This window comes from Sphingopyxis macrogoltabida (assembly GCF_001307295.1).
In the GTDB taxonomy this organism is placed as follows: Bacteria; Pseudomonadota; Alphaproteobacteria; order Sphingomonadales; family Sphingomonadaceae; genus Sphingopyxis; species Sphingopyxis macrogoltabida_B.
On the sequence record NZ_CP012700.1, the window covers coordinates 862,306 to 882,333 of the forward strand.

Consider the following 20,028-nt stretch of genomic DNA (forward strand, 5'->3'; position numbering starts at 1 on the left):
GTGATTTTGTCGGACGATGCTCAGGGGTTGGTGCCGCCCGTCGGCGGGATCGCCGGCGGTCCGACGGTCACCGACGTATCGGTCGGCACCGTCGTCGTCAGCGGGGCTGGGGCGCTGGTCACCGGCGGCGGCGCGGCATATTTGGCATCCCATGCCGCGACATCGACCTGATATTTCGCATAGGCTTCGTAAAAATCGATGAAGGGCTGGTCGAGCCGCGCGAGATGCGCGGGCGCCTGCTCGACGACCTGCGCGCTCGGTGTCGACGACACGATCTGCGCGATCTCGTTTGCGCGGGCGCAAAATTCGCGCTGCGCGGGGGGCTGGGCGAAATAGTTGAACAATTGCGTCGACAGGCGATCGCGCGGCGCGATGCCGTTGTTGCCGTTTTCCTTGCCGAGATCCTTGATCACCGTCTTTTCGGTCGCCTTGATCACCTTGGCATGCGCCTTGATGATATTGTTGTAGGCCGACACCAAAGTTGCTTCCTCGAGCCCGCGGCAGCCGATCGCCGCGACATTGAGGCCGATTTTCATCTGCCAGAAGGCGCGGTCGCCGGTCATGTGGCTGTTTGCGGTGACGAAGCGGCCGTCGATCCCGCGTCCCGGCAGGATCTGGGTGAGCGCAGCGCTGCCCGGCGGAATCGGGCGCGGCGGGACGACGATCACCGGCGGCGGGGGCGGCGGGGGCGGAGGTGGCGGCGGCGGTTTGGGTGCGCAGGCGGCGACGCTCGCCAAAAGCCCGGCCACAACGATCTTACGCGACAAATTCATCATATTCTCCCCAACCGCACCAGCATGCGGCCTCAACCCCGAGCGTGCAAGGCGGCTTCGGCCTGTTGCACTAAAGCCGCGATGATATCGGCGACGCTCTCTTCCTGCGTTACCATACCCACAGATTGCCCTGCCATTAACGAACCGTTTTCGACGTCGCCGTCGATCACCGCGCGGCGAAGCGCTCCCGCCCAATAATGCTCGATCTCGAGCTGCGCCTCCGCCATGTCGACCTCGCCGCCGTCGAGGCGGTTCGCGACCTCGCGCTGCTTGGCGGTAAATGCCTCGGTCCCCGCATTTTTGAGCGCACGAACCGGGATCACCGGCAGGCGCGGGTCGATCTGAACACTCGCCACGGCTTCGCGCGCCGACGCGCGCATGAAGGCTTTCTTGAAATTGGGGTGGGCGATGCTTTCGGTCGCGCAGACGAAGCGCGTGCCGAGCTGGACGCCCGACGCACCCATTTCCAGATAGGCGGCGATCGCCTCGCCGCGGCCGATGCCGCCGGCGACGAAAATCGGCACTTCGTCCGCGAGCGAGGGCAGGATTTCCTGTGCGAGCACGCTGGTCGACACCGGGCCGATATGGCCGCCTGCTTCCATCCCCTCGATCACCAGCGCGTCGACGCCCGAGCGGACGAGCTTCTTGGCGAGCGCGAGGGTCGGGGCGAAGCAGATTACCTTCGCGCCCGATGCCTTGATTGCTTCGAGGCTGCCTTTGGGCGGCAGCCCGCCCGCGAGCACGACATGGCCGACGCCATGTTTTGCGCACACGTCGATCAGATCGAACAACTGCGGGTGCATGGTGATCAGGTTGACGCCGAAATTGCGCGTTGCGAGCGCCTTGGTCGCGGCAATTTCGGTATCGAGAAGTTCGGGCGTCATCGCGCCACAGGCGATGACGCCGAAACCGCCCGCATTGCTGATCGCGCTGACAAGGCTTCGTTCGGAAACCCAGCTCATCGCGCCGCAAAGGATCGCGTAATCACTGCCCAGAAGCGCGGTTCCGCGCGCCATCAGATCATTAATTTTGCTCATTGAAACCGCCTTTGCCAGCACTGGGACTCGCGCGCAATCCCCGGCGTTCGCACCCTTGTCGACCCGTCGCACCCCTGAATCGCTTTGGCGCAGCAACCGAACCTTTCGGCGCAGAAAGCAAATCAATCATTGTCTACTAAAAAACTTGATATAGGTTGCGCGTCGACTCAAAAACGAAGGGAAGGACAAGATGACCCATCCGAAAACCGAAGCGGAAAGCGCGCAGGAAGCGACGCCGCGCGCGGTGCAGACCGTGCTCGACGCGCTCGAAAAGCTGCGCTTCGGGGCGATCCAGCTGACCGTCCACGAGGGCCGGCTGGTGCAGGTCGATGTGACAGAGCGCCACCGCTACCCCAACTGAATTCAAAACTCCCAACGGGGGGCAGGCGTCCTCCGCAACCTGCTGCAGACCGGACGACCGGATGTGGTGATTTCTCTTGCAACAGGAAATAACCATGACCGCGAAATACCCGTCCGTCCGCCGCCGTGTGCAGGCGTCTTCCGTCACCCTTTCGCTTCTGCTGGCGCTGGGCGCGACCCCGGCCGCGGCCGAAGAAGCGTCCGCCGACAGTGCAGTGAACGGTGTGGCCCTTGCCACGACCACCGCCGCTACGGCTAATGCCTCTGCAGCGGCCGACGACGATGCCAGCCGCGGCGACGTGATCATCGTCACCGCCCGCCGCCGCCAGGAAACCGCGCAGGAAGTGCCGGTGGCGATCTCGGTCATTCGGGGCGATTCGATCGAGGCGACGGGCAATTTCAACGTCGTGAAGCTTCAGCAACTCGCGCCGACGTTGCAGGTCTATACCTCGAACCCGCGCAACACGTCGGTCAACATTCGCGGCATGGGCGTGCCGTTCGGCCTGACCAGCGATGGCTTCGAGCAGGGCGTCGGCATCTATGTCGACGACGTCTATAATTCGCGTGTTGCCGCCGCGACCTTCGACTTTCTGGATGTCGAGCAGGTCGAGGTGCTGCGCGGTCCGCAGGGCACGCTCTACGGTAAGAACACCACCGCCGGCGCGATCAATATCACGACCAATCAGCCGACCTTCGATTTCGAGGGCAGGGCCGAGGTCAGCGTCGGCAACCTCAACTACCGGCAGGCGAAGGCCGCCATCTCGGGCCCGCTGACCGACAAGATCGCCGCGCGCATCGCCATCGCCGCGACCAGCCGGCGCGGTACGCTCTACAACGTCACCAGCGACCGCTGGATCAACGAACAGGATAATCTGGGCCTGCGCGGCCAGCTCCTGTTCCAGCCCAACGAAGATCTCAGCATCACGCTTGCGGGCGACTACAGCCGGCAGGATCCCGAATGCTGCGGCACGACCTATGTCCGCGTCGGTGCGACGCAGCGTGCGCCCGGCCGCCAATATGACGCGCTGGTCGCCGCGATCAACGCCGCCAATCCGGGTCGCAACTATGCGGTGCCGAGCACCAATCCATACGACCGCCTGACCGATCTCGACGCCAGCCTCAATGCCGGCAACAAGATCGGCGGCGTTTCGGCGCGGGTGAAGTGGGACGTCGGTCCGGGCACCTTCACCTCGATCACCGCATGGCGCTTCTGGGACTGGCAGCCCGAGAACGACCGCGACTTCACCGGTCTCTCGATCGTCTCGAAATCGCAAAATCCGTCGCAGCAGGACCAGTACAGCCAGGAGTTCCGTTACAACTACGAAAGCGACAAGCTCGACTTCGTCGTCGGCCTGTTCGGCTTCAAGCAGCGGATCGATACGCAGGGGACCGAGCAGCAGGGTGCGGACGCCAGCAAGTGGAGCCTGACCGGCGCCAATGCCGACAATCCGGCCATCCTCGAAGGGCTGACCGCCACCAACACGCAATATCTCAAGAGCACCAGCGCCGCTCTGTTCGGCCAGCTTAGCTGGAAGGTGACCGACGCCCTGACCATCCAGCCGGGCGTGCGCGTCAACTATGACAAGAAGTCGGGCTTTTACGAACGCGTCGTGACCAACGGTCAGGGCCAGGTCATCAGCTGTACGCCCATTCCGGCGCCCGGCACGGTGGCAGGATTTTCGGCGCAGTGCGGCGTTTATCAGCCGCAGCTCAGCACGCCGTCGGACAGTGCCTGGAACTTCACTTACGATTTCAACGTGAACTACAAGGTCGCGCCCGACATCCTTGCCTATGCGACCTATGCCAAGAGCTTCAAGACGCTGGGCATCAACCAGAACGGCTTGCCGCTCAACGCCGACAATAGCGTCAACTACGACGCGAGCACGGTGAAGCCCGAATCGATCAACCACTTCGAGGTGGGGCTCAAGACGCAGTTCCTCGATCGCCGGGCGACCTTCAACCTGTCGGCGTTCCGCACCGACATCAAGAATTTCCAGGCGACGGTGAACGGCGGCCAGTTCGGCACGGTGCGCGGCTATCTCGCCAACGCCGACAAGGTCCGGACGCAGGGTATCGAAGCCGACCTCAAGATCGTCGCGAGCGATCGCTTCACCGCTTATGCCAACGGCGCCTATACCGACGCGAAGTACAAGAAGTTCACCAACGCGCCATGCCCGCCCGAACTGTCGGGCGGCACGCTCCAGCCGGACGGCGCCGAACCCGATTATTCGCAGCCCGGCGTTCCCGGCGCGCTCAGTCCGCGGCAGTGCGACATTTCCGGCCAGCGTCTGCCGGGCGTGTCGAAATGGGCCTTTTCCTATGGTGCGGAGACCAATGTTCCAGTGACGTTGCTGGCGAAGGAAGGGCAGGTCTATCTGGGCGTCGACGGCAATTATCGCTCGCACTGGAATTCGAATGCGTCGCCGTCGATCTACACCAACGTCAAGGGCTATGCGCTGACCAACTTCCGGGTCGGCTTCCGGGCCGAGGGCTTCGACGTCTTCGGCTGGGTACGCAACGCTTTCGACGTCAACTATATCGAATTGTTGCAGGTCGCCCCCGGCAACACCGGCTTGATCGCCGGCACCGTCGGCGACCCGCGGACCTGGGGCGGCACGGTGAAGTTCAACTTCTGAAACGGTGCCCCGGCGAAAGCCGGGGCCGGGGTCTGGTAGCGGCCGATTTAGGTCTTACCTCTCTTCGTCACCCCGGACTTGATCCGGGGTCCATGACTTCGGTGCCGCAGTGGATCCCGGATCAAGTCCGGGATGACGAAGTGAAGGAAGCTATGTCCGCTCCCCACCCTAAAACCGTCATTCGGTCTGGAGGCTGCTTCCGCCATGACCGCCAAAAGAAAAGGGCCGCTCCCTCGAGGGGGCGGCCCTTTCTCATGCAGGTTGACGTGGGTCAGCGCTGCTGCGGGTTCTCGCGGCCCTGTCCGGGGCGCTGATCGCTGCCGGGCTGGCGGTTCTGACCGCCCTGCTGTTGCTGCTGGCGGCGCTGCTCTTCGTCGCGATCCGCCTGCGGCTTTTTCTCATTCTGCTGGTTGGGGGTGTTAGCCACTTTCCATCTCCTTTTGTCACGTCATGCCATCATGCCGCGACGATGGAGCAACCCCCAAGAGATCAACATGTTGCCGATGTTCGCCAAGGCGTGGCGGACGCGGGACGGGCCACGCCATGGTCGGCAACCGGACCGGCCAATGATCGGTTCGTTCGATGACTATATCCGGCTTATTCGTTTAGGTCGATTGGACGGCGCGGCCTATCCTCGACCAGTCAGAACGAAAGGATGACGCCATCGACTCGACGCCAGCCCGCGCCGACCGTCCACCGCGACCTTGCGGCCGCGCTTGCGTCACGCGCCCGTCATCCCGACACGCCAGCATCCAACCATAACAAAGAGGAGAGACTGCATGAACGACCAGACCCCCATCGGCGGCGGCTGCCCGGTCCATCAACCCGGCGGCGTCCGCGCCCTGCTTGGCCGCACCAACAAGGACTGGTGGCCCGAAATGCTGGCGACCGAGATCCTCAATCCCAACGGGTCGTCGAACCCGCTCGGCGACGACTTCGATTATGCGGCGGCGTTCAAGTCGCTCGACTATCAGGCGCTGAAGGATGACCTGACTGCGCTGATGACCGACAGCCAGCCCTGGTGGCCGGCGGACTATGGCCATTACGGGCCCTTCTTCATCCGCATGGCGTGGCACGCCGCGGGCACCTATCGCACCGCCGACGGCCGCGGCGGCGCCAACAGCGGGCAGCAGCGCTTCGCGCCGCTCGACAGCTGGCCCGACAACGGCAATCTCGACAAGGCGCGCCGCCTGCTGTGGCCGATCAAGCAGAAATACGGCAACAAGATCAGCTGGGCCGACCTGTTTATCCTGACCGGCAATGTCGCGATCGAGAGCATGGGCGGGCCGGTGTTCGGCTTCGGCGGCGGTCGCGCCGACGTGTTCGAGCCCGAACGCGACATCTATTGGGGCAGCGAGGACAAGTGGGTCAACCAGGGCGTCCAGACGCGCATCGCCCCCGAGCATGGGATGCACGAGCTGGAAGGCCCGCTCGCCGCGATCCAGATGGGGCTGATCTACGTCAATCCCGAAGGTCCGCAGGGCAATCCGCACGACGACGCGGGCATGGCGCGCGACATGAAGGAAACCTTTGCGCGCATGGCGATGAACCATGAGGAAACCGTCGCGCTCACCGCGGGCGGCCACACCTTCGGCAAGGCGCACGGCAATGGCGACGCCTCGCTGCTCGGCAACGCGCCCTCGGGCGGCGATCTCGTTGCACAGGGTTTCGGCTGGGTCAGCAGCCACGAAAGCGGCGGCATCGGCGAGCATACGGTGACCAGCGGCATCGAGGGCGCGTGGACCAACACGCCCAAGGAGTGGACCGAGAATTATTTCCGCCTGCTCTTCGACTATGAATATGAGCTGGTGAAGTCGCCCGCGGGCGCGAACCAGTGGCAGCCGATCAACCAGAAAGAGGAGGATATGGCGCCGGCGGCGTGGGATCCCAATATCAAGGTCCCGACGATGATGACCACCGCCGATATGGCGCTGAAGCGCGATCCGGAGTTCCGCGCGATCAGCGAACGCTTCCGGAACGACCATGAAGCGTTCAAGGACGCCTTTGCCCGCGCCTGGTTCAAGCTGACCCACCGCGACATGGGGCCCAAGATTCGCTATCTCGGCCCCGAAGTTCCCGCCGAAGATCTGATCTGGCAGGATCCGATCCCCGCCGGCAGCATGCCCTCGGACGCCGATGTCGCGGCGGTGAAGGCGAAGATCGCCGACAGCGGCCTGACCGTCAGCCAGCTGATCAAGACCGCCTGGGCCTCGGCCAGCACCTTCCGCAAGTCCGACTTTCGCGGCGGTGCCAATGGCGCGCGCGTCCGCCTCTCGCCGCAGAAAGATTGGGAGGTCAACGAACCGGCGATGCTCGCCAAGGTGCTCGATACGCTCGACGGGCTGCGCGGCAATCTGTCGATGGCCGATGCGATCGTCCTCGGCGGCGTCGTCGGCCTCGAAAAGGCGATCAAGGACGCGGGCTACAGCGTTGCGGTGCCTTTCACCGGCGGTCGCGGCGACGCGACGGCCGAGCAGACCGACGCCGACAGCTTCGCGGTGATGGAGCCCGAGGCCGACGCCTTCCGCAACTATGTCGGCAAGAAGAAGCTGGCGGTGAAGGTCGAGGAGATGATGCTCGACCGCGCCTCGCTGCTCGGGCTGTCGGTGCCCGAGATGACAGTGCTGGTCGGAGGCCTCCGCGTCCTCGGCGCCAATCATGGCGAGCGGGGGCACGGCCATTTCACCAAGCGCTCGGGGCAGCTGACGAACGACTTCTTCGTCAACCTCTATGACATGACCAACGTCTGGAAGGCCGCGGGCGAGGGCGACGATGAATATATCGCTACCGACCGCAAGGACGGCGGCGAGAAGTGGCGGGCGACGCGCGCCGACCTGATCTTCGGCTCGAACGCCGAACTCCGCGCGGTCGGTGAGGTCTATGCGCAGTCCGACAATGGCGAAAAATTCGTGAAGGACTTCGTCAGGGCTTGGACCAAGGTGATGAACGCCGACCGTTTCGACCTCGCCTGATCCGGCGCGCCGGTCCCGCATCATGCTGCGGGGCCGGATGCGGCCACAGGACGACAGGTCGCGGCCCGCTCCCGGGGACATGGGCCTGGGAGCGGGTCTTCTTTTTGGGCCTTAAAGCCACAAAAACCCCGCATGCGCGCGTTCAAACTGTGTCCTTTGTGCCTTTAAGCGGTGCGGCATCCTCGCGCAGCGCCGAACGGACAATGTCCATGTCGGGGCCGCCGGATACGTCGATCGCACCGCCCTTCAGCACGCGTATAATCGTAACGCCGTTAAGCGCGCGATCCATCGCGATGCTGAATTGATGGGTGCGCCCCATCGAAATCGCCCGATCCCATGCAGCGGCGAAGCTCGCCGCGTCAGGCCGGTCGCGAAGGCGATAGGCCGAGCGCCGCCCCATGCCGACAGCCTTCGCCGCCCGTCCGACGGACCCCATCGCTTCGAGGGCGCGGATGAAATTGGTCTGGGTTTCGGGCGTCCAGCCATCGGCGCGGCGCCGCTGCGCGGGAACGGGGGTAAAGGCGAGGCAGGTATCCGCAAGCAGCGGGCCGGGTGGAGTGGTGTGTTCCATCCGACAGTATGGAGCATGGCGGGATAATGTAGGAAAGCCTTTTTCGGTGCTTTCGTGGTGGCGGGAGGACGGCTACCGGCCGAAGGCTGCCGTTTGGGCCAACCTTACCCGTTCGCATCGAGCGAAGTCGAGATGCCCCTCATGCTGGGCGTAAGGCCGACGGGTGTCTCGACTTCGCTCGACACGAACGGAAATAAAGGGCGGTCAGGAATCCACCCCAAAGCCGATGGCCCCAACGCTACAGCCGGTCCATCCGCAGCCAGCGCCTGTTCCCTAACCAGGCCTTCGTCAAGGCCCGGTTCGCCGCGGCCGCTTCGAGCTTCTTGCCCTGCGCCGCTTCGCTCTGCCCCAGCCCGTAGAGCGCCCAGCCATTGTTGGGCGCCTGCGTCAGCGCGGCGCGGAAGGCGTTGCTCGCTTCGGAATAACGCTTTGCCTTGAACAACGCGGCACCCAGCGATTGCTGTACGGGATAATACCAGTAGGTCGGTTCCTGATAGGGAAGGCGGGTCTCGATCTCGACCGCCTGCCGGTAGAAGCCGATCGCTTCGTCATGGCGGCCGAGCGCTGAGGCGAAGCGGCCTTGCGCTGCGCGTTCGGCCAGCATGACGAGATCGACGGCGGGCATGCCCTGATCGACTAAGCCTTGTAGCGCACCGGAGGCCCGGAGGCCCGCCATCGCGGCAATCTCGCGGTCGAACGCGTTGCGGTCGCGGAACTCGGCGTAGGCTATGGCGCGGGCATAGTGCCGCATCGCCGTTGGATAGCCGAGCCGCGCGTCGGGCGCCGGCATCGCCAATATCGCCTTCGGCGTGGCGAATTGCGCCATGGCGAAATAGGGCGCGGCGTCGATCGCCTGAATCCAGCCGATCGACGCCGAGGTCTCTGGATCGAGCAGGGTCCGCAGCCGCTTCGCCTCGCGGATCGCGGTGTCCATGTCGCCCGCCATTTGCGCCGAGGTCACGATGAAATGGACATTGTGCGGATAATAGCCGTAACGCACGAGCCCCTGGTCGCCGGCGCGGCGGATATAGGCCTCGTCGGCGCGCGCTGCGGCGACGTTGACGCGGATCGAATCCGCATGGCGGCCGCGCAGTTGGTAGATGTGCCCCGGCATATGCACCAGATGCGCGGCGCTGGGCGCGCCGGGGCTCGCGAGCCGGTCGGCGGCCGCCTCGGCCCGCGCGGGGTCGCGCGATTCCATCAGGTGGATATAGAGATGGTTCGCCTGGACATGGGCCGGGTTGCGGGCGAGCACGGTTTCGATCAGGCGCACTGCCTCGCCGCTGCGGCCCACCGGCGTCAGCTTGTCGGTCATCCAGTAATTCCAGGGACTGGTATCCATTACGGCCTCCGCCGCCAGCACGGCGACGTCGTCATCGGCGGGGAAACGGCGCGCGACGTCGAGCATCGCATCGGCATAGGCGGCGTCGAGCGCGGCGCGATCGCTCGCCGGGTCGCGCGAATAGCGGTGGGCGACGGCTTCGATCAGCGCCCGTTCCAGCGGTGTCGCCGTGTCGCGGAGCGCCATCGCGCGGTCCATCGCCGCCAGCGCCGCATCGCGGTCGCGCGCGTCCATCGGCGCGTTGATGTTGGGGCCGAGCGCCACCGCTTCGCCCCACCAGCACATCGCGCAGCCCGGATCGAGCCGCTGCGCGGTGCGGAAGGAGCGGACCGCGCCGGCATGGTTGAAGCCATAGCTCATCAGCAGGCCCTGGCTGAAATAGCTCCGCGCCTGCCCGTTCGCGGTCGAAACGGGGAAGGGCGATTTCGCGAGGTCGGCAAAGAGTGGGATGGGCCGGCCTTCGCTGGCGGGCGTGGCGAAGGCGGCCGCCGCGAGCAGATTTTGCGCGAGCGACGAGCCGGCACGCCGCGCGCCGCAGACGAAGCCGGCGAGGCGGCTCGGGTCGAGCGCTTCGAGCGTCGCAGTCGGAAAGACGGGCAAGGCGCTGTCGCCAGCGGCGAAGAGGCCAATGCCGACAAGGACGGCGATGCGGCCGGGTCGATGTATCATAATCCTGCCCTCCCCAAGACGAACCAGAAACAACGGCGCGAGATTACCACGAAACCGGCCGTTTCCCAACTCCGATCCCGCGGGGCCGTGGCGGGCCGTTAATGCGCGTCCGGCGGTGCCGGGCCGCCGATGGGCGGGGGTTTGCAGAAGGGCACCATCACCAGCGCGGCGAGGAAGAGATAGGCCATCAGGCGGAAGACGTCGTCGAAGGCGAGGGTCAGCGCCTCGCGGCCGACGATGCGGCCGAGCACGCCCTCGGCCATTTGCTGCGCGAGAGCGGGATCGGAGACGGTGCGGCCGATATGCTGCGCCAGCCCCGCCGCCGTCTCGTTCGCGGCGTCGGCCGAGCGGCCGAGCGCTTCGGACAGACGCAGCATGTGCAGGCGCATATTGTCCCCGAGCCAGGTGTTGACGAGCGCGATGCCGATCGCGCCGCCGAGGTTACGCATCAGGTTGAACAGCCCCGACGCATAGCGCAGTTCGGGCCCCTCGAAATTGCCGAGCGCGAGCCCGACCGACGGCACGATGCACAGCATGATCGCGAAGCTGCGCACGACCTGCGGCCAGAAGAGGGCGGCGAAGCCCCATTCTGGAGTCATGAAGCTGAACATCCAGAGCCCGACCGCGAAGAGGGTGAGGCCGAAGGTGATGACGATGCGCTGGTCGACCTTCTGCGACAGCGCGGCGGCGAACGGAACGCCGAGCAATTGCGCGAGGCCGGAAACGAAGACCGTCGTGCCGATCTCCGCGGCATTATAGCCCTGCACCCGGCCGAGGAAGATCGGGACGAGATAGGTGCTGGCGTAGAGGCCGAAGCCGATTACGAGGTTGAATACGCAGGCGAAGACGAAGGTCGGCTTGCGGAACGGGGTGAGCTTCACGATCGGCCCGTCGGAACGGAAGGAACGTTCGAGGAAGAGGCCGAAGGCAACGAACGACAGCCACGCGCCGATCGCGATTTCGGGCTCGCTGAACCAGTCGTGCTTGGGGCCTTCCTCGAGCACGAACTCAAGCCCCGCAAGAAACACTGCCATCGAGGCGAGATGGACCCAGTCGATGCGGCGGAGCATCGGCAAATTTGGCTTGTCGATGCGGACGAGCGCAAGGATCGCGAGCGTCACCATCGCGCCGGGCAGGACGTTGATGAAAAAGACCCAGCGCCAGCCCATCGCGTCGGTGATCCAGCCGCCGACCGTCGGGCCCAGCGTCGGCGCGAGCACCGACACCATGCCGAGGATCGCGGGGATCATCGCGCGCTGCTTGCCCTCGAACAGCATGTAGCCGGTGGCGAATACCGTCGGAATCATCGCGCCGCCGACGAAACCCTGCACGGCGCGGAACAGGATCATCGATTCGATGCTCCACGCGAGCCCGCAGAGGATGCTGGCGATCGTGAACAGTCCCGCCGATGCGGCGAACAGCCAGCGCGTCGATAGCGCCTGCGCGAGGAAGGCCGAGAAGGGGATCATGACGAGTTCGGCCATCAGATAGGCGGTCTGCACCCAGCTGATCTCGTCAGGCCCGGCGCTCAGCCCCGCCTGCACCTCGTTCAAGGAGGCGGCGACGATCTGGATGTCGATCAGCGCCATGAACTGGCCGAACGCCATCACCGCGAAGATCAGATATTTGCGCGCGTCGGGCATCGCCGCGGGGTTGAACGGCGCGGCGTCGTCATTCGGGGCGGCGGCGGGGGAAAGCGGGATGGAGGCCATGGGTCTTGTGTCCTGTCGTCTTTATATTATATGCGTCATATAAAAGGAGACGCAAGTGCGCTATTCAACCGAACACAAGGCCGAGACGCGGCAGCGCGTGCTCAAGGAGGCCGCGAAGGAAATTCGGGCGAAGGGCCCCGACAATGTCGCGGTGGCGGGCATCATGGCGCGCGCGGGACTGACCCATGGCGGGTTCTACGCCCATTTCGCGTCGAAGGACGCGCTGGTGAAGGAAGCGATCGGGGCGATGTTCGCCGACGCGCGGGCGCGAACTGAAAAGATCGATGCGGCGGGCGATCCGCGGCAGGTGCTGCGCGCCTATGTCGATTTTTACCTGTCGCCCGCGCACCGCGACAGCCGCGACCGGGGCTGCCCGCTGCCGACGCTGTCGGGCGATTTCGCGCGTGCACAGCCGGCAACGCGCGAGCGTTTCGGCGCTGGGGTCGAAGGGATCGCAGGCCGCCTTGCCGCGCCGCTGGCACAGCTCGGCTATCCCGCGAGCGAGGCGCGTGCGCTGCTGGCGCAGCTCGTCGGCGGGGTGGCGCTGGCGCGCGCGGTGGGCGATCCGGTGCTGTCCGACATGTTGCTCGCCGACACGCACGCCAGCATCGTCGCCCGCTACGGTCTGGAGGCCGCGCAATGACGCTCGCGAAGGTGCAGGGGTTGATTGCGTCGGGCGGTACGCCGCCGATCGGCGAGACGCTGGGTTTCCGGCTTGTCGATGCCGGCGACGGCTGGGCGGCGTTCGAGGGCGTTCCGGGGCCCGAACATTATAATCCGATGGGGACCGTGCACGGCGGCTATGCCGCGACCTTGCTCGATTCCGCCTGCGGCATCGCAGTGGTGACGAAGCTTGCCGACGATCAGGCGATGACGACGCTCGAACTCAAGACCAGCTATCTGAAGGCGATGACGGGTACGACCGGCACGGTGCGTGCCGAGGGGCGGGTGATCTCGATCGGGCGCCGCGTTGCCTATACCGAGGCGAGCCTGACCGACGAAGCGGGGCGGCTGCTCGCTACCGCGAGCTCGACGCTGCTGGTTATGGGCGCATGAACGCGCCGGTCGCCATCGAGGTCGATACGGCGGTCCCCCGCCGGATTGCTTTGCCGAAAAAGGCATGGAAAGTTGGCCTCTTAGCGCTGACTTTAGCGGCGCTCGGCATCTGGTGGCTGACCGCGCCGCGCACGGCGGAATCGACCGACAACGCCTATTTGCAAGCCGATGCGAGCGAGGTCGCGCCGCGCGTTGGCGGGCTGGTCACCGCGGTGCTGGTGCGCGACAATCAGGCGGTGAAGGCGGGCGATCCGCTCGTCCGCATCGATATCCGCGATTACGACACGCGTGTCCTGGCTGCCGAGGCAGCGGTCGCCGACGCCGACGCGCAGGTTGCCACGGCGCGCGCCACCTATGCCTCGCTCGGCGCCGAAGATAAGCTTGCGGCGGCGCAGATTCGTTCGGTGAACACGCAGATCGCCGCCGCCGATGCCGAATATGCCCGCGCGGCCGCGGACCGGCGGCGTTACGATGCGCTGCTCGGCGATGGTTTCGTGACGAAGCGCGATGCCGAACAGGTCGCGGCAACCGCGGTCGGCGCGGCATCGGCTGCGCGCCGTTCGCGTGCCGATCTCGGCGCCAGCGTCGAGGCTGCGGCGGTGACGCGCGCCAAGGGCCCGATCCTCGCGGCGCAGGTCAAGGCGGCCGAGGCGGAGGCGGCGAAGGCACGCGCCGCGCTCGCGCTGGCGAGGCTCGACCGCGACCATACGTTAGTCGTCGCCCCGATCGACGGCGTCGTCGGCAACCGGCGCATTCAGGTCGGCGATTATGTCCAGCCGGGCTCGCGGCTGCTGTCGGTCGTGCCGCTCCGTTCGATCTATGTCGTCGCCAATTTCAAGGAAACGCAGACGCGCGAAATGCGGCCGGGGCAGAAAGCCGACATCTATGTCGATGCGCTGGGGCAGACGCTGGCGGGCACGGTCGAGAGCCTTGCGCCCGGTTCGGGCAGCGAATTCACCCTGCTGCCGTTCGAGCCCGGATCGGGCAATTTCACCAAGATCGTCCAGCGCGTCGGCGTGCGCATCCGCCTGGATCCCGGGCAGGAGGCGGTGAAGCGTCTCCGCCCCGGCCTGTCGGTGACCGCTAAGGTGCGGCTCAGATAGCGCGGGCGATCCGGCCGGCGGCGGCCGAGCGCGGGCGAAGCTGACACCAGCCTGACATCGTCCGCGGGCCTCCCGTCAGCGACATCGCTGCATAGAACGCGCAGCGGAGGACGGTCCTCCCGACGAACGGGGAACCGCCGGTGCGCCTTCATCATGCCTCCTTTGCCCTGGGCATCCTGCTCGCGGCGCCCGCCCTGGCGTTTCCCGCGGCCGCGCAGGATACGACGAGCGAAGGCCGCACGGCCTATACGCCCGAATATTTCGCGCGCGTTCAACCGACGACGGCTTTCGACATGCTGGCGATTCTGCCGGGCTTCCGGCTCGTCGAAGGCAATACCGACGTTCGCGGTTATTCGGGCGCAGCGGGCAATATCCTGATCGACGGCCAGCGTCCGGTGGGCAAGGCGGAAACGCTCGAAGATATGCTGAAGCGCATTCCGGCGGCGCGTGTCGCGCGCATCGAACTCGTTCGCCCCGGGACGCCCGGTATCGACATGCAGGGCTTCGCATTGCTCGCCAATGTCGTCCTGCGTTCGGACAGCCGCCTTGCGGGCCGGGTCGAGGCCGAAAATGCGTTATACCGCCATGGGTACAGCGCGCCGCGCGGGTCGGTGCAGCTCGATCTCGACCGTGGCGGCCATGTCCTCAATTTCTTCGGCGCACTTTACCGGACGATCGACGACGAACATGGCTTCGGCACCCGCGACCGCTTCGCGGCGGATGGCACGCCGCTGCGCCTGGCCGGCTATGCGCAGCCCGAAGGCGAGACGGTGATCAAAACGAGCGCCGGCTATCGCACGCCGCTGTTCGGCGGCACGCTGCGCCTCAACGGCCTGTTCAAGGATGTGCGGATGTTCGCCGATATCGGCTATGACATTCGCTTTCCCGAACCCGAAACGATCACCGGCAGCGAGCGCAACCACACGCGCACGTGGGAAGCCGGGCTGCGTTACGAACGCGCGTTGGGCGCGGCCGACGATATCGAACTGGTCGCCAACCATCGCGCCGAACGCGAAACCGGGATCGATCGCGAAATCTCGGGTACGTCGAGCGACCTGGCGGACGAGCGCGCGACAAGCAGCGAATCGATCCTGCGCGCGGCGTGGCGGCATCATCGCGGCGCGCTGGCGCTCGAAATCGGCGGCGAAGGGGCGATCAATATTCTCGACAGCCGCAACCTGCTGTTCGAGGATGACGTCGCGGTGCCGCTCCCCAATGCGCAGGTGCGCGTCGAGGAGCATCGCGGCGAATTCTTCGCCAATTCGAGCTGGACGCTCGGCCCGCACCTGACCGCGGAGGCCGGCATCCGCTACGAAATCTCGCGCCTCGCGCAGAAAGGCGACAGCGATCTTGCCAAATCGCTGGCGTTCATCAAACCGCGCGCGCAGCTGAACTGGGCGCCGGGCGCCCATGACGAAATCCGGCTCCTCGTCGAACGCGAGGTCGGGCAGCTCGACTTCGACGATTTCGTCGGTGCGGCGTCGCTCAACGCGGGGACGATCAGCGCCGGCAACCGCGACCTCGAGCCCGAGACGCTGTGGCGTGCCGAGGCCGCCTATGAACATCGCTTCGGCGCCGGCTCGGTCGTGCTGACGGCGCGCCGCGAATGGATATCGGATCTGGTCGACCAGCTTCCGATCTTCGCTGATGGGGCCATCTATGACGGGGTCGGCAATATCGGCAGCGCGCGCCGCGACGAGCTGGAAGCATCGCTCAAACTGCCGCTCGACGCGGCGGGGCTGAAGGATGTCCTCGTCACCGCCGATGCGACGGCGCGGCGGAGCCGCGCGACCGATCCGTCGACCGGCGAACGGCGGCGTATCTCGAAAGATGTTCCGATCGAGGCGAAGATCAGCCTCACGCACGACCTCCCCGCCTGGCACTTGCGGTGGGGCGGCCGTTTTGTCGTCGCCGAAGAGGAGCGCAGCTTCAAGATCGAGGAGATCGAGACCGAGCGGCTCGGCGAGCGGCTCGATCTGTTCGTCGAATATAAGCCCGACGCGCGCTGGACGATCCGCCTTTTCGGCCGCAACCTGACCGACAGCGCCGCGGAGCGGACGCGCGATATCTATACCGGCATTCGCGGCGACAGCGCCTTTCGCTATCGCGAAGTCCGCACGCTGCGCAGCGGCCGCTATGCGGGGATCAATATCCAGCGCAGCTTCGGCGGCTGAGCCGCGGGATCAGAACCCGATCGGGCTGAAGCTTGTCTCGGCGCGGAGGCCGATGACCAAGGCATCGGGGATCGTCGGGTCGGCCGACGGACGCCGGATATAGTGGAGGCTCGGCTGGAGCGTCAGCCACGATGTCAGCGGCGCGCGATAGGTCGCCTCGATCGCGATTTCCGAGGCGCTGGCACCGGCCGCCGCGCGATAGCTGTCCGATGTGAAGGCTGCGGCGACGGCGAGGCCGAATTCATCTTCCTCGCGGCCGGGGATCCAGCCGGCGAACTTGATCCCGCCGCTGGCAAAGGCGTCGAACATGTTGAACCGGCCCTTTGCCGTGCCGACCCGTGCGAACAGATCGGCGCGGCGTTCGCCTTGCACGACGATCGGCATCTCGCCGCGCAAATAGGTGCCGCTATTGCCTGTCGCCGCGGCGCCGCCGTCGTTCGGCTCGAACGCCGCAGTATATTGCCAGTGCCCGAGCAGCAGCTTGCCGCCCTTCAGCGGCGCTTGCACCTCGCCGACCAGCAACGCGCCGTCGCCATTCCCGAGTTTGATCGCGGTCTGCCGTGGATGGTCGGGATCGCCGGGTACGCCGTCGAGCACCGCCGCGCGCACCGCCCAGCCTTCGGCCGGCTCTACCTGGAAGCGGGCGGCGAGCGAGGTGCTCGGAAAGATCGACGGGCCATTGCGGCCGCTTTGCGCGAAGTCGGTGCCGATCCCGTGCGGGCTGCTGACGAACAGCCCGGCGGCATCGAGCGAGTCGAACTCCGAATTGAGGTCGTAGAGGCCCGCCTTCACCGAGATGCGCTCGCCGATCTTCTGGTCGATCCATGCCTCGTAGAGGCGGAACGCCGAAACCCCGGTCTCGATATTGCTGATCGCCTGCGTGTCGCCGGCGAAAGCGCTGATCGACCGGCCGTTGTTGTAGAGGCCGTAGAGATGGAGCTGGGCGCCCGTCCAGCCGGCGAGCTTTTCCAGATCGGCCTCGAACACGATGTCGAGATTGTCCAGATAGCGCGCGCCCTTGCGCACGCCGCCCGACACATTGCCCATCACTTCGCCGGTGTAGGTCAGTTGCAGCAGGACCGGGCCTTGATCCTCGTCGATCTCGCCACCGGCATGGGTATGGCCGTGCGGTGCGTGGCCGGCGGCATGAGGGGCAATGGCATCGGCTGCCGGCGCGCTGGAAAGCGCAAGTGCGAGCGCCAGCATCAGAAGCTGACCATGAAGGCGAGGCGGATACGGTCGAGCCACTCGCGCGGCGGCAGTGCGCCGGCATAGGCCGGGTCGAGCGGCCGGTAATGATACCAGAGCAGATCGAGCTGCAGATGCGGCGCCGGGACATAGCCGATGCCGACCCCGTGCAGCTTGTAGTTGGTCGACAGGTCGATATTGTCGTGGCTGAACGCGGCGAGCACCGAGTCCACCTGAACTTCCGAATAATTATAGGCGATGCGCCAGTCGCCGGGTTTGGCAGTCCGTCCCGCAGCCAGTTCGAGGTTGAATGCGGTATCGCCGGCGACGGCTGCCCCCAGATTCTTCACATAATCGGCAGTGAACGCCAGCGGCCAGCGTTCGGACAGGCCGGACCAGCCGAGCGTGCCGATGCCCTCGATCAGGTGAAAGTCGGAGAGGTAGCGGCCCCCCGAAATGAGGTTGCCGCGGAAATCCCCGGCATCGGCGCCCGCCACCGAGCCGAGGCGGTAGTGATAATAGCTGCCGGTCAGCCCGGCCTTCAGCGTCGCGCCGAGCGGCGCCGAGAGCGCGAGCTGACCGCCGAGCATGTCGCTGTCGCGTGCCACTGCGGCTTCATCGATGACGAACCAGATGCCACGGGCGTCGACACGCGCGCCGCCGAGGCCGGCGCCATAGCTGGCCCCGACGCCCTGCGGCGAGACGTCGCCATCCCACAGCATGTCGGTGCGCTGGAATATCTGCGGGAATTTCCCGGCATAGGCGGTGAGGCCGCCATTGGTGTAGCGCACCCACGCCTGATCGAGCGCGACCGCAAAGTCGTCGACGAAATTGCCCAGCGTCACGTCGGTCGAATTGGGGTCGTCGGGATCGCCCGTCGCGATCTGCGTGCCGACCGCGAAATGGTCGTCGATCTTGTACGTGGCACGGAGGCGGGCGCGGACGGCGCTGCGCGACCGGTCGCGCGCAGTACCGTAATTCCACTCCTGCCGCACGCGCATGTCGCCGCTGACGTCGAGGCCCGCGATGCCGAACTCGTCGCGCGCCGCCGGTGCGGCGGTTGCGGCCGGCGTGCTCGCCGCGACGGGTGGCGGCGCGACCGGCGGTGCTGGGGCGGTCGTGCCGACCTGCTCGAGCATCTGCGACTGCCGCGCGACGAGGCTTTCAAGCTGCTCGATCCGCTGCTGCTGCTCGGCGAGCTTGCGTTCGAGCGCGCCGATCCGGTCCTCCTGCGCCTGGGCCGCAGGCGCGATCGACAGCGCCGTCGCGGCGAGGAGGAGAGCGCGGATTTTCATGATCAATTCTTCCTTGTCGCCGGCTTGCGGCGCTTGAACCAAAGCAGCAGGCCGGCGACGATCATCGTCACCAGCCACAGGCCGATCCCGACCGACAGCAGCCGTCCGATCAGGCCGCCCGCTTCGCCGGTATGGATGGGGAACAATGCGCTCATGAAAGCGCGGGCGGGTTCGGCTTCGGCGATTGGAAATACCCCCCGGACGGCGCCGTCATTGGCATCGACGAGGACGATGCTGCCGCCATAGGCGCGGCGGATTTCGCCGGGCGCGAGAACGCGTATGCGATAGGTGGCGTCGTCGGCTTCGGGCCAGGCGACCTGGGTCAGGCTGCTGCCGGGGATCGCCCCGAGCGCCGCGCCGGCCGCCGCCGCGAAGCCGACCCGGGCGCCGGTCTGCGGATTGGCGGCCATGGCGACGCTTTCGGCGCCGAGCGCGGTGCCGACACCGTCTTCGAATTTCAGCATCGTGCCGGTCGCGGCGATGACGAGCGCCGGAACCACCGCCCACAGGCCGACCGCGCGGTGCCAGGAATAGAGCCGCGCCGCCGCCGGACCGCGCCGCGCCGGGATGAGCGCGGTGCGCCACGTCCCGCGCCGCGGCCATGCGGCGACGAGGCCGAGGACGAGGTTGGAGCAAAGCAGCAGGCCGCTGATCGACACGATCCAGCTCCCCCATGCGCCGAGCAGGTCGTGATGGAAACCGACGAGGAAGTCGATCAGCGTCGTTTCGTCCGGCTTCGGCATGTCGATCACCGTCCCGTCGCCGGCAATGCGGACCTTGCCGCCATCGCCGCCCGCTTCGTCGAAATAGACGGTGTAGCGGTCGGGCAATCCGGCGGTTGTCCAGATCGTCGTCACCGTCCTGTCGCCGCCGGCAGGTGCGATCGCATCGATGCGGCGCTCGATCGCGGCGAGATCGGTCTTGCGGTGGATATCGCTCAGCGCCGCGTCGCCGATCTCCCAGTGAAAGACGATCAGGATGCCGGTGAGCGCCTGGAGCAGCCAGAAGAGGGCGGCGCCAAGACTGAGCCATCGGTGCGCCGTCAATATCTGCCGGCGAAGCGGCGGTCGCGTCGTGCGGGATGTTTCGGTCATCCTCGCTTGTTGCCGCGCCGGCGCGGTCCAAAAAACATCCACTTTT

At 66.2% G+C, this 20,028-nt stretch carries 16 protein-coding genes; 7 read left to right on the plus strand and 9 right to left on the minus strand.

Annotation, left to right across the window (positions count from 1 at the left end; genetic code table 11):
* Nucleotides 1-20: 20 nt before the first annotated feature.
* Both AN936_RS04030 and AN936_RS04035 read right to left on the minus strand, forming a co-directional pair.
* The gene (locus AN936_RS04030) at nucleotides 21-773 is read right to left on the minus strand and encodes a hypothetical protein (RefSeq protein WP_234715737.1); all 753 of its coding nucleotides are present in this window, start codon (nucleotides 771-773) and stop codon (nucleotides 21-23) included.
* Between the two features lie 32 nt (nucleotides 774-805).
* Nucleotides 806-1,810, minus strand: coding sequence for an NAD(P)H-dependent flavin oxidoreductase (locus AN936_RS04035; RefSeq protein WP_054587009.1), 1,005 nt, complete (start codon nucleotides 1,808-1,810; stop codon nucleotides 806-808).
* 190 nt (nucleotides 1,811-2,000) lie between these two features.
* On the opposite strand from AN936_RS04035, the gene AN936_RS23965 reads away from it, so the two are divergent.
* Together AN936_RS23965 and AN936_RS04040 are read left to right on the plus strand one after the other, a co-directional pair.
* Nucleotides 2,001-2,171: a YezD family protein gene (locus tag AN936_RS23965; RefSeq protein WP_084758162.1), complete on the plus strand. Its 171-nt coding sequence runs from the start codon at nucleotides 2,001-2,003 to the stop codon at nucleotides 2,169-2,171.
* A 94-nt stretch (nucleotides 2,172-2,265) separates the two neighbouring features.
* On the plus strand, nucleotides 2,266-4,806 hold the full coding sequence (locus AN936_RS04040) for a TonB-dependent receptor (protein ID WP_084758163.1): 2,541 nt from the start codon (nucleotides 2,266-2,268) through the stop codon (nucleotides 4,804-4,806).
* Nucleotides 4,807-5,077: 271 nt separating this feature from the next.
* Here the strand turns inward: AN936_RS04040 and AN936_RS25000 are convergent, their stop codons facing one another.
* Nucleotides 5,078-5,233, minus strand: a complete 156-nt coding sequence (locus tag AN936_RS25000; RefSeq protein ID WP_156343991.1) for a hypothetical protein — start codon at nucleotides 5,231-5,233, stop codon at nucleotides 5,078-5,080.
* A 352-nt stretch (nucleotides 5,234-5,585) separates the two neighbouring features.
* On the opposite strand from AN936_RS25000, the gene katG reads away from it, so the two are divergent.
* Nucleotides 5,586-7,778, plus strand: coding sequence for a catalase/peroxidase HPI (katG, locus tag AN936_RS04045; protein ID WP_054587010.1), 2,193 nt, complete (start codon nucleotides 5,586-5,588; stop codon nucleotides 7,776-7,778).
* Nucleotides 7,779-7,920: 142 nt separating this feature from the next.
* On the opposite strand, the gene AN936_RS04050 is transcribed toward katG, so the two are convergent.
* The 3 genes from AN936_RS04050 to AN936_RS04060 form a co-directional block, all read right to left on the minus strand.
* The gene (locus AN936_RS04050) at nucleotides 7,921-8,349 is read right to left on the minus strand and encodes a hypothetical protein (protein WP_054587011.1); all 429 of its coding nucleotides are present in this window, start codon (nucleotides 8,347-8,349) and stop codon (nucleotides 7,921-7,923) included.
* A 238-nt stretch (nucleotides 8,350-8,587) separates the two neighbouring features.
* The gene (locus AN936_RS04055; RefSeq protein WP_149037586.1) at nucleotides 8,588-10,360 is read right to left on the minus strand and encodes a tetratricopeptide repeat protein; all 1,773 of its coding nucleotides are present in this window, start codon (nucleotides 10,358-10,360) and stop codon (nucleotides 8,588-8,590) included.
* A 98-nt stretch (nucleotides 10,361-10,458) separates the two neighbouring features.
* Nucleotides 10,459-12,072 carry a DHA2 family efflux MFS transporter permease subunit gene (locus AN936_RS04060; RefSeq protein WP_054587013.1) on the minus strand — a complete coding sequence of 538 codons (1,614 nt, stop codon included), beginning with the start codon at nucleotides 12,070-12,072 and terminating at the stop codon, nucleotides 10,459-10,461.
* A gap of 55 nt (nucleotides 12,073-12,127) precedes the next feature.
* Between AN936_RS04060 and AN936_RS04065 the strand changes: the two genes are divergently transcribed.
* From AN936_RS04065 to AN936_RS04080, 4 genes are all read left to right on the plus strand, one after another.
* Nucleotides 12,128-12,715, plus strand: coding sequence for a TetR/AcrR family transcriptional regulator (locus AN936_RS04065; RefSeq protein ID WP_054587014.1), 588 nt, complete (start codon nucleotides 12,128-12,130; stop codon nucleotides 12,713-12,715).
* Nucleotides 12,712-13,128, plus strand: coding sequence for a PaaI family thioesterase (locus AN936_RS04070; protein WP_054587015.1), 417 nt, complete (start codon nucleotides 12,712-12,714; stop codon nucleotides 13,126-13,128). The genes AN936_RS04065 and AN936_RS04070 overlap by 4 nt, the downstream gene beginning before the upstream one ends.
* Nucleotides 13,125-14,231: an HlyD family secretion protein gene (locus tag AN936_RS04075; protein ID WP_054587016.1), complete on the plus strand. Its 1,107-nt coding sequence runs from the start codon at nucleotides 13,125-13,127 to the stop codon at nucleotides 14,229-14,231. The genes AN936_RS04070 and AN936_RS04075 overlap by 4 nt, the downstream gene beginning before the upstream one ends.
* Before the next feature lie 140 nt (nucleotides 14,232-14,371).
* The gene (locus AN936_RS04080; protein WP_054587017.1) at nucleotides 14,372-16,405 is read left to right on the plus strand and encodes a TonB-dependent receptor plug domain-containing protein; all 2,034 of its coding nucleotides are present in this window, start codon (nucleotides 14,372-14,374) and stop codon (nucleotides 16,403-16,405) included.
* A gap of 9 nt (nucleotides 16,406-16,414) precedes the next feature.
* Here AN936_RS04080 and AN936_RS04085 read toward each other — a convergent pair whose 3' ends face one another.
* The 3 genes from AN936_RS04085 to AN936_RS04095 are packed head-to-tail and all read right to left on the minus strand — an operon-like array spanning nucleotide 16,415 to nucleotide 19,982.
* Nucleotides 16,415-17,611 (minus strand): carbohydrate porin, encoded by a 1,197-nt coding sequence (locus AN936_RS04085; RefSeq protein WP_084758164.1) that lies wholly within the window; start codon nucleotides 17,609-17,611, stop codon nucleotides 16,415-16,417.
* The gene (locus AN936_RS04090; RefSeq protein WP_054587018.1) at nucleotides 17,611-18,888 is read right to left on the minus strand and encodes a putative porin; all 1,278 of its coding nucleotides are present in this window, start codon (nucleotides 18,886-18,888) and stop codon (nucleotides 17,611-17,613) included. Before AN936_RS04090 ends, AN936_RS04085 begins: the two co-directional genes overlap by 1 nt.
* 2 nt (nucleotides 18,889-18,890) lie before the next feature.
* Entirely contained in the window at nucleotides 18,891-19,982 is a 1,092-nt protein-coding gene (locus AN936_RS04095; RefSeq protein WP_084758165.1) for a PepSY-associated TM helix domain-containing protein, read from the minus strand.
* Nucleotides 19,983-20,028: the final 46 nt, after the last annotated feature.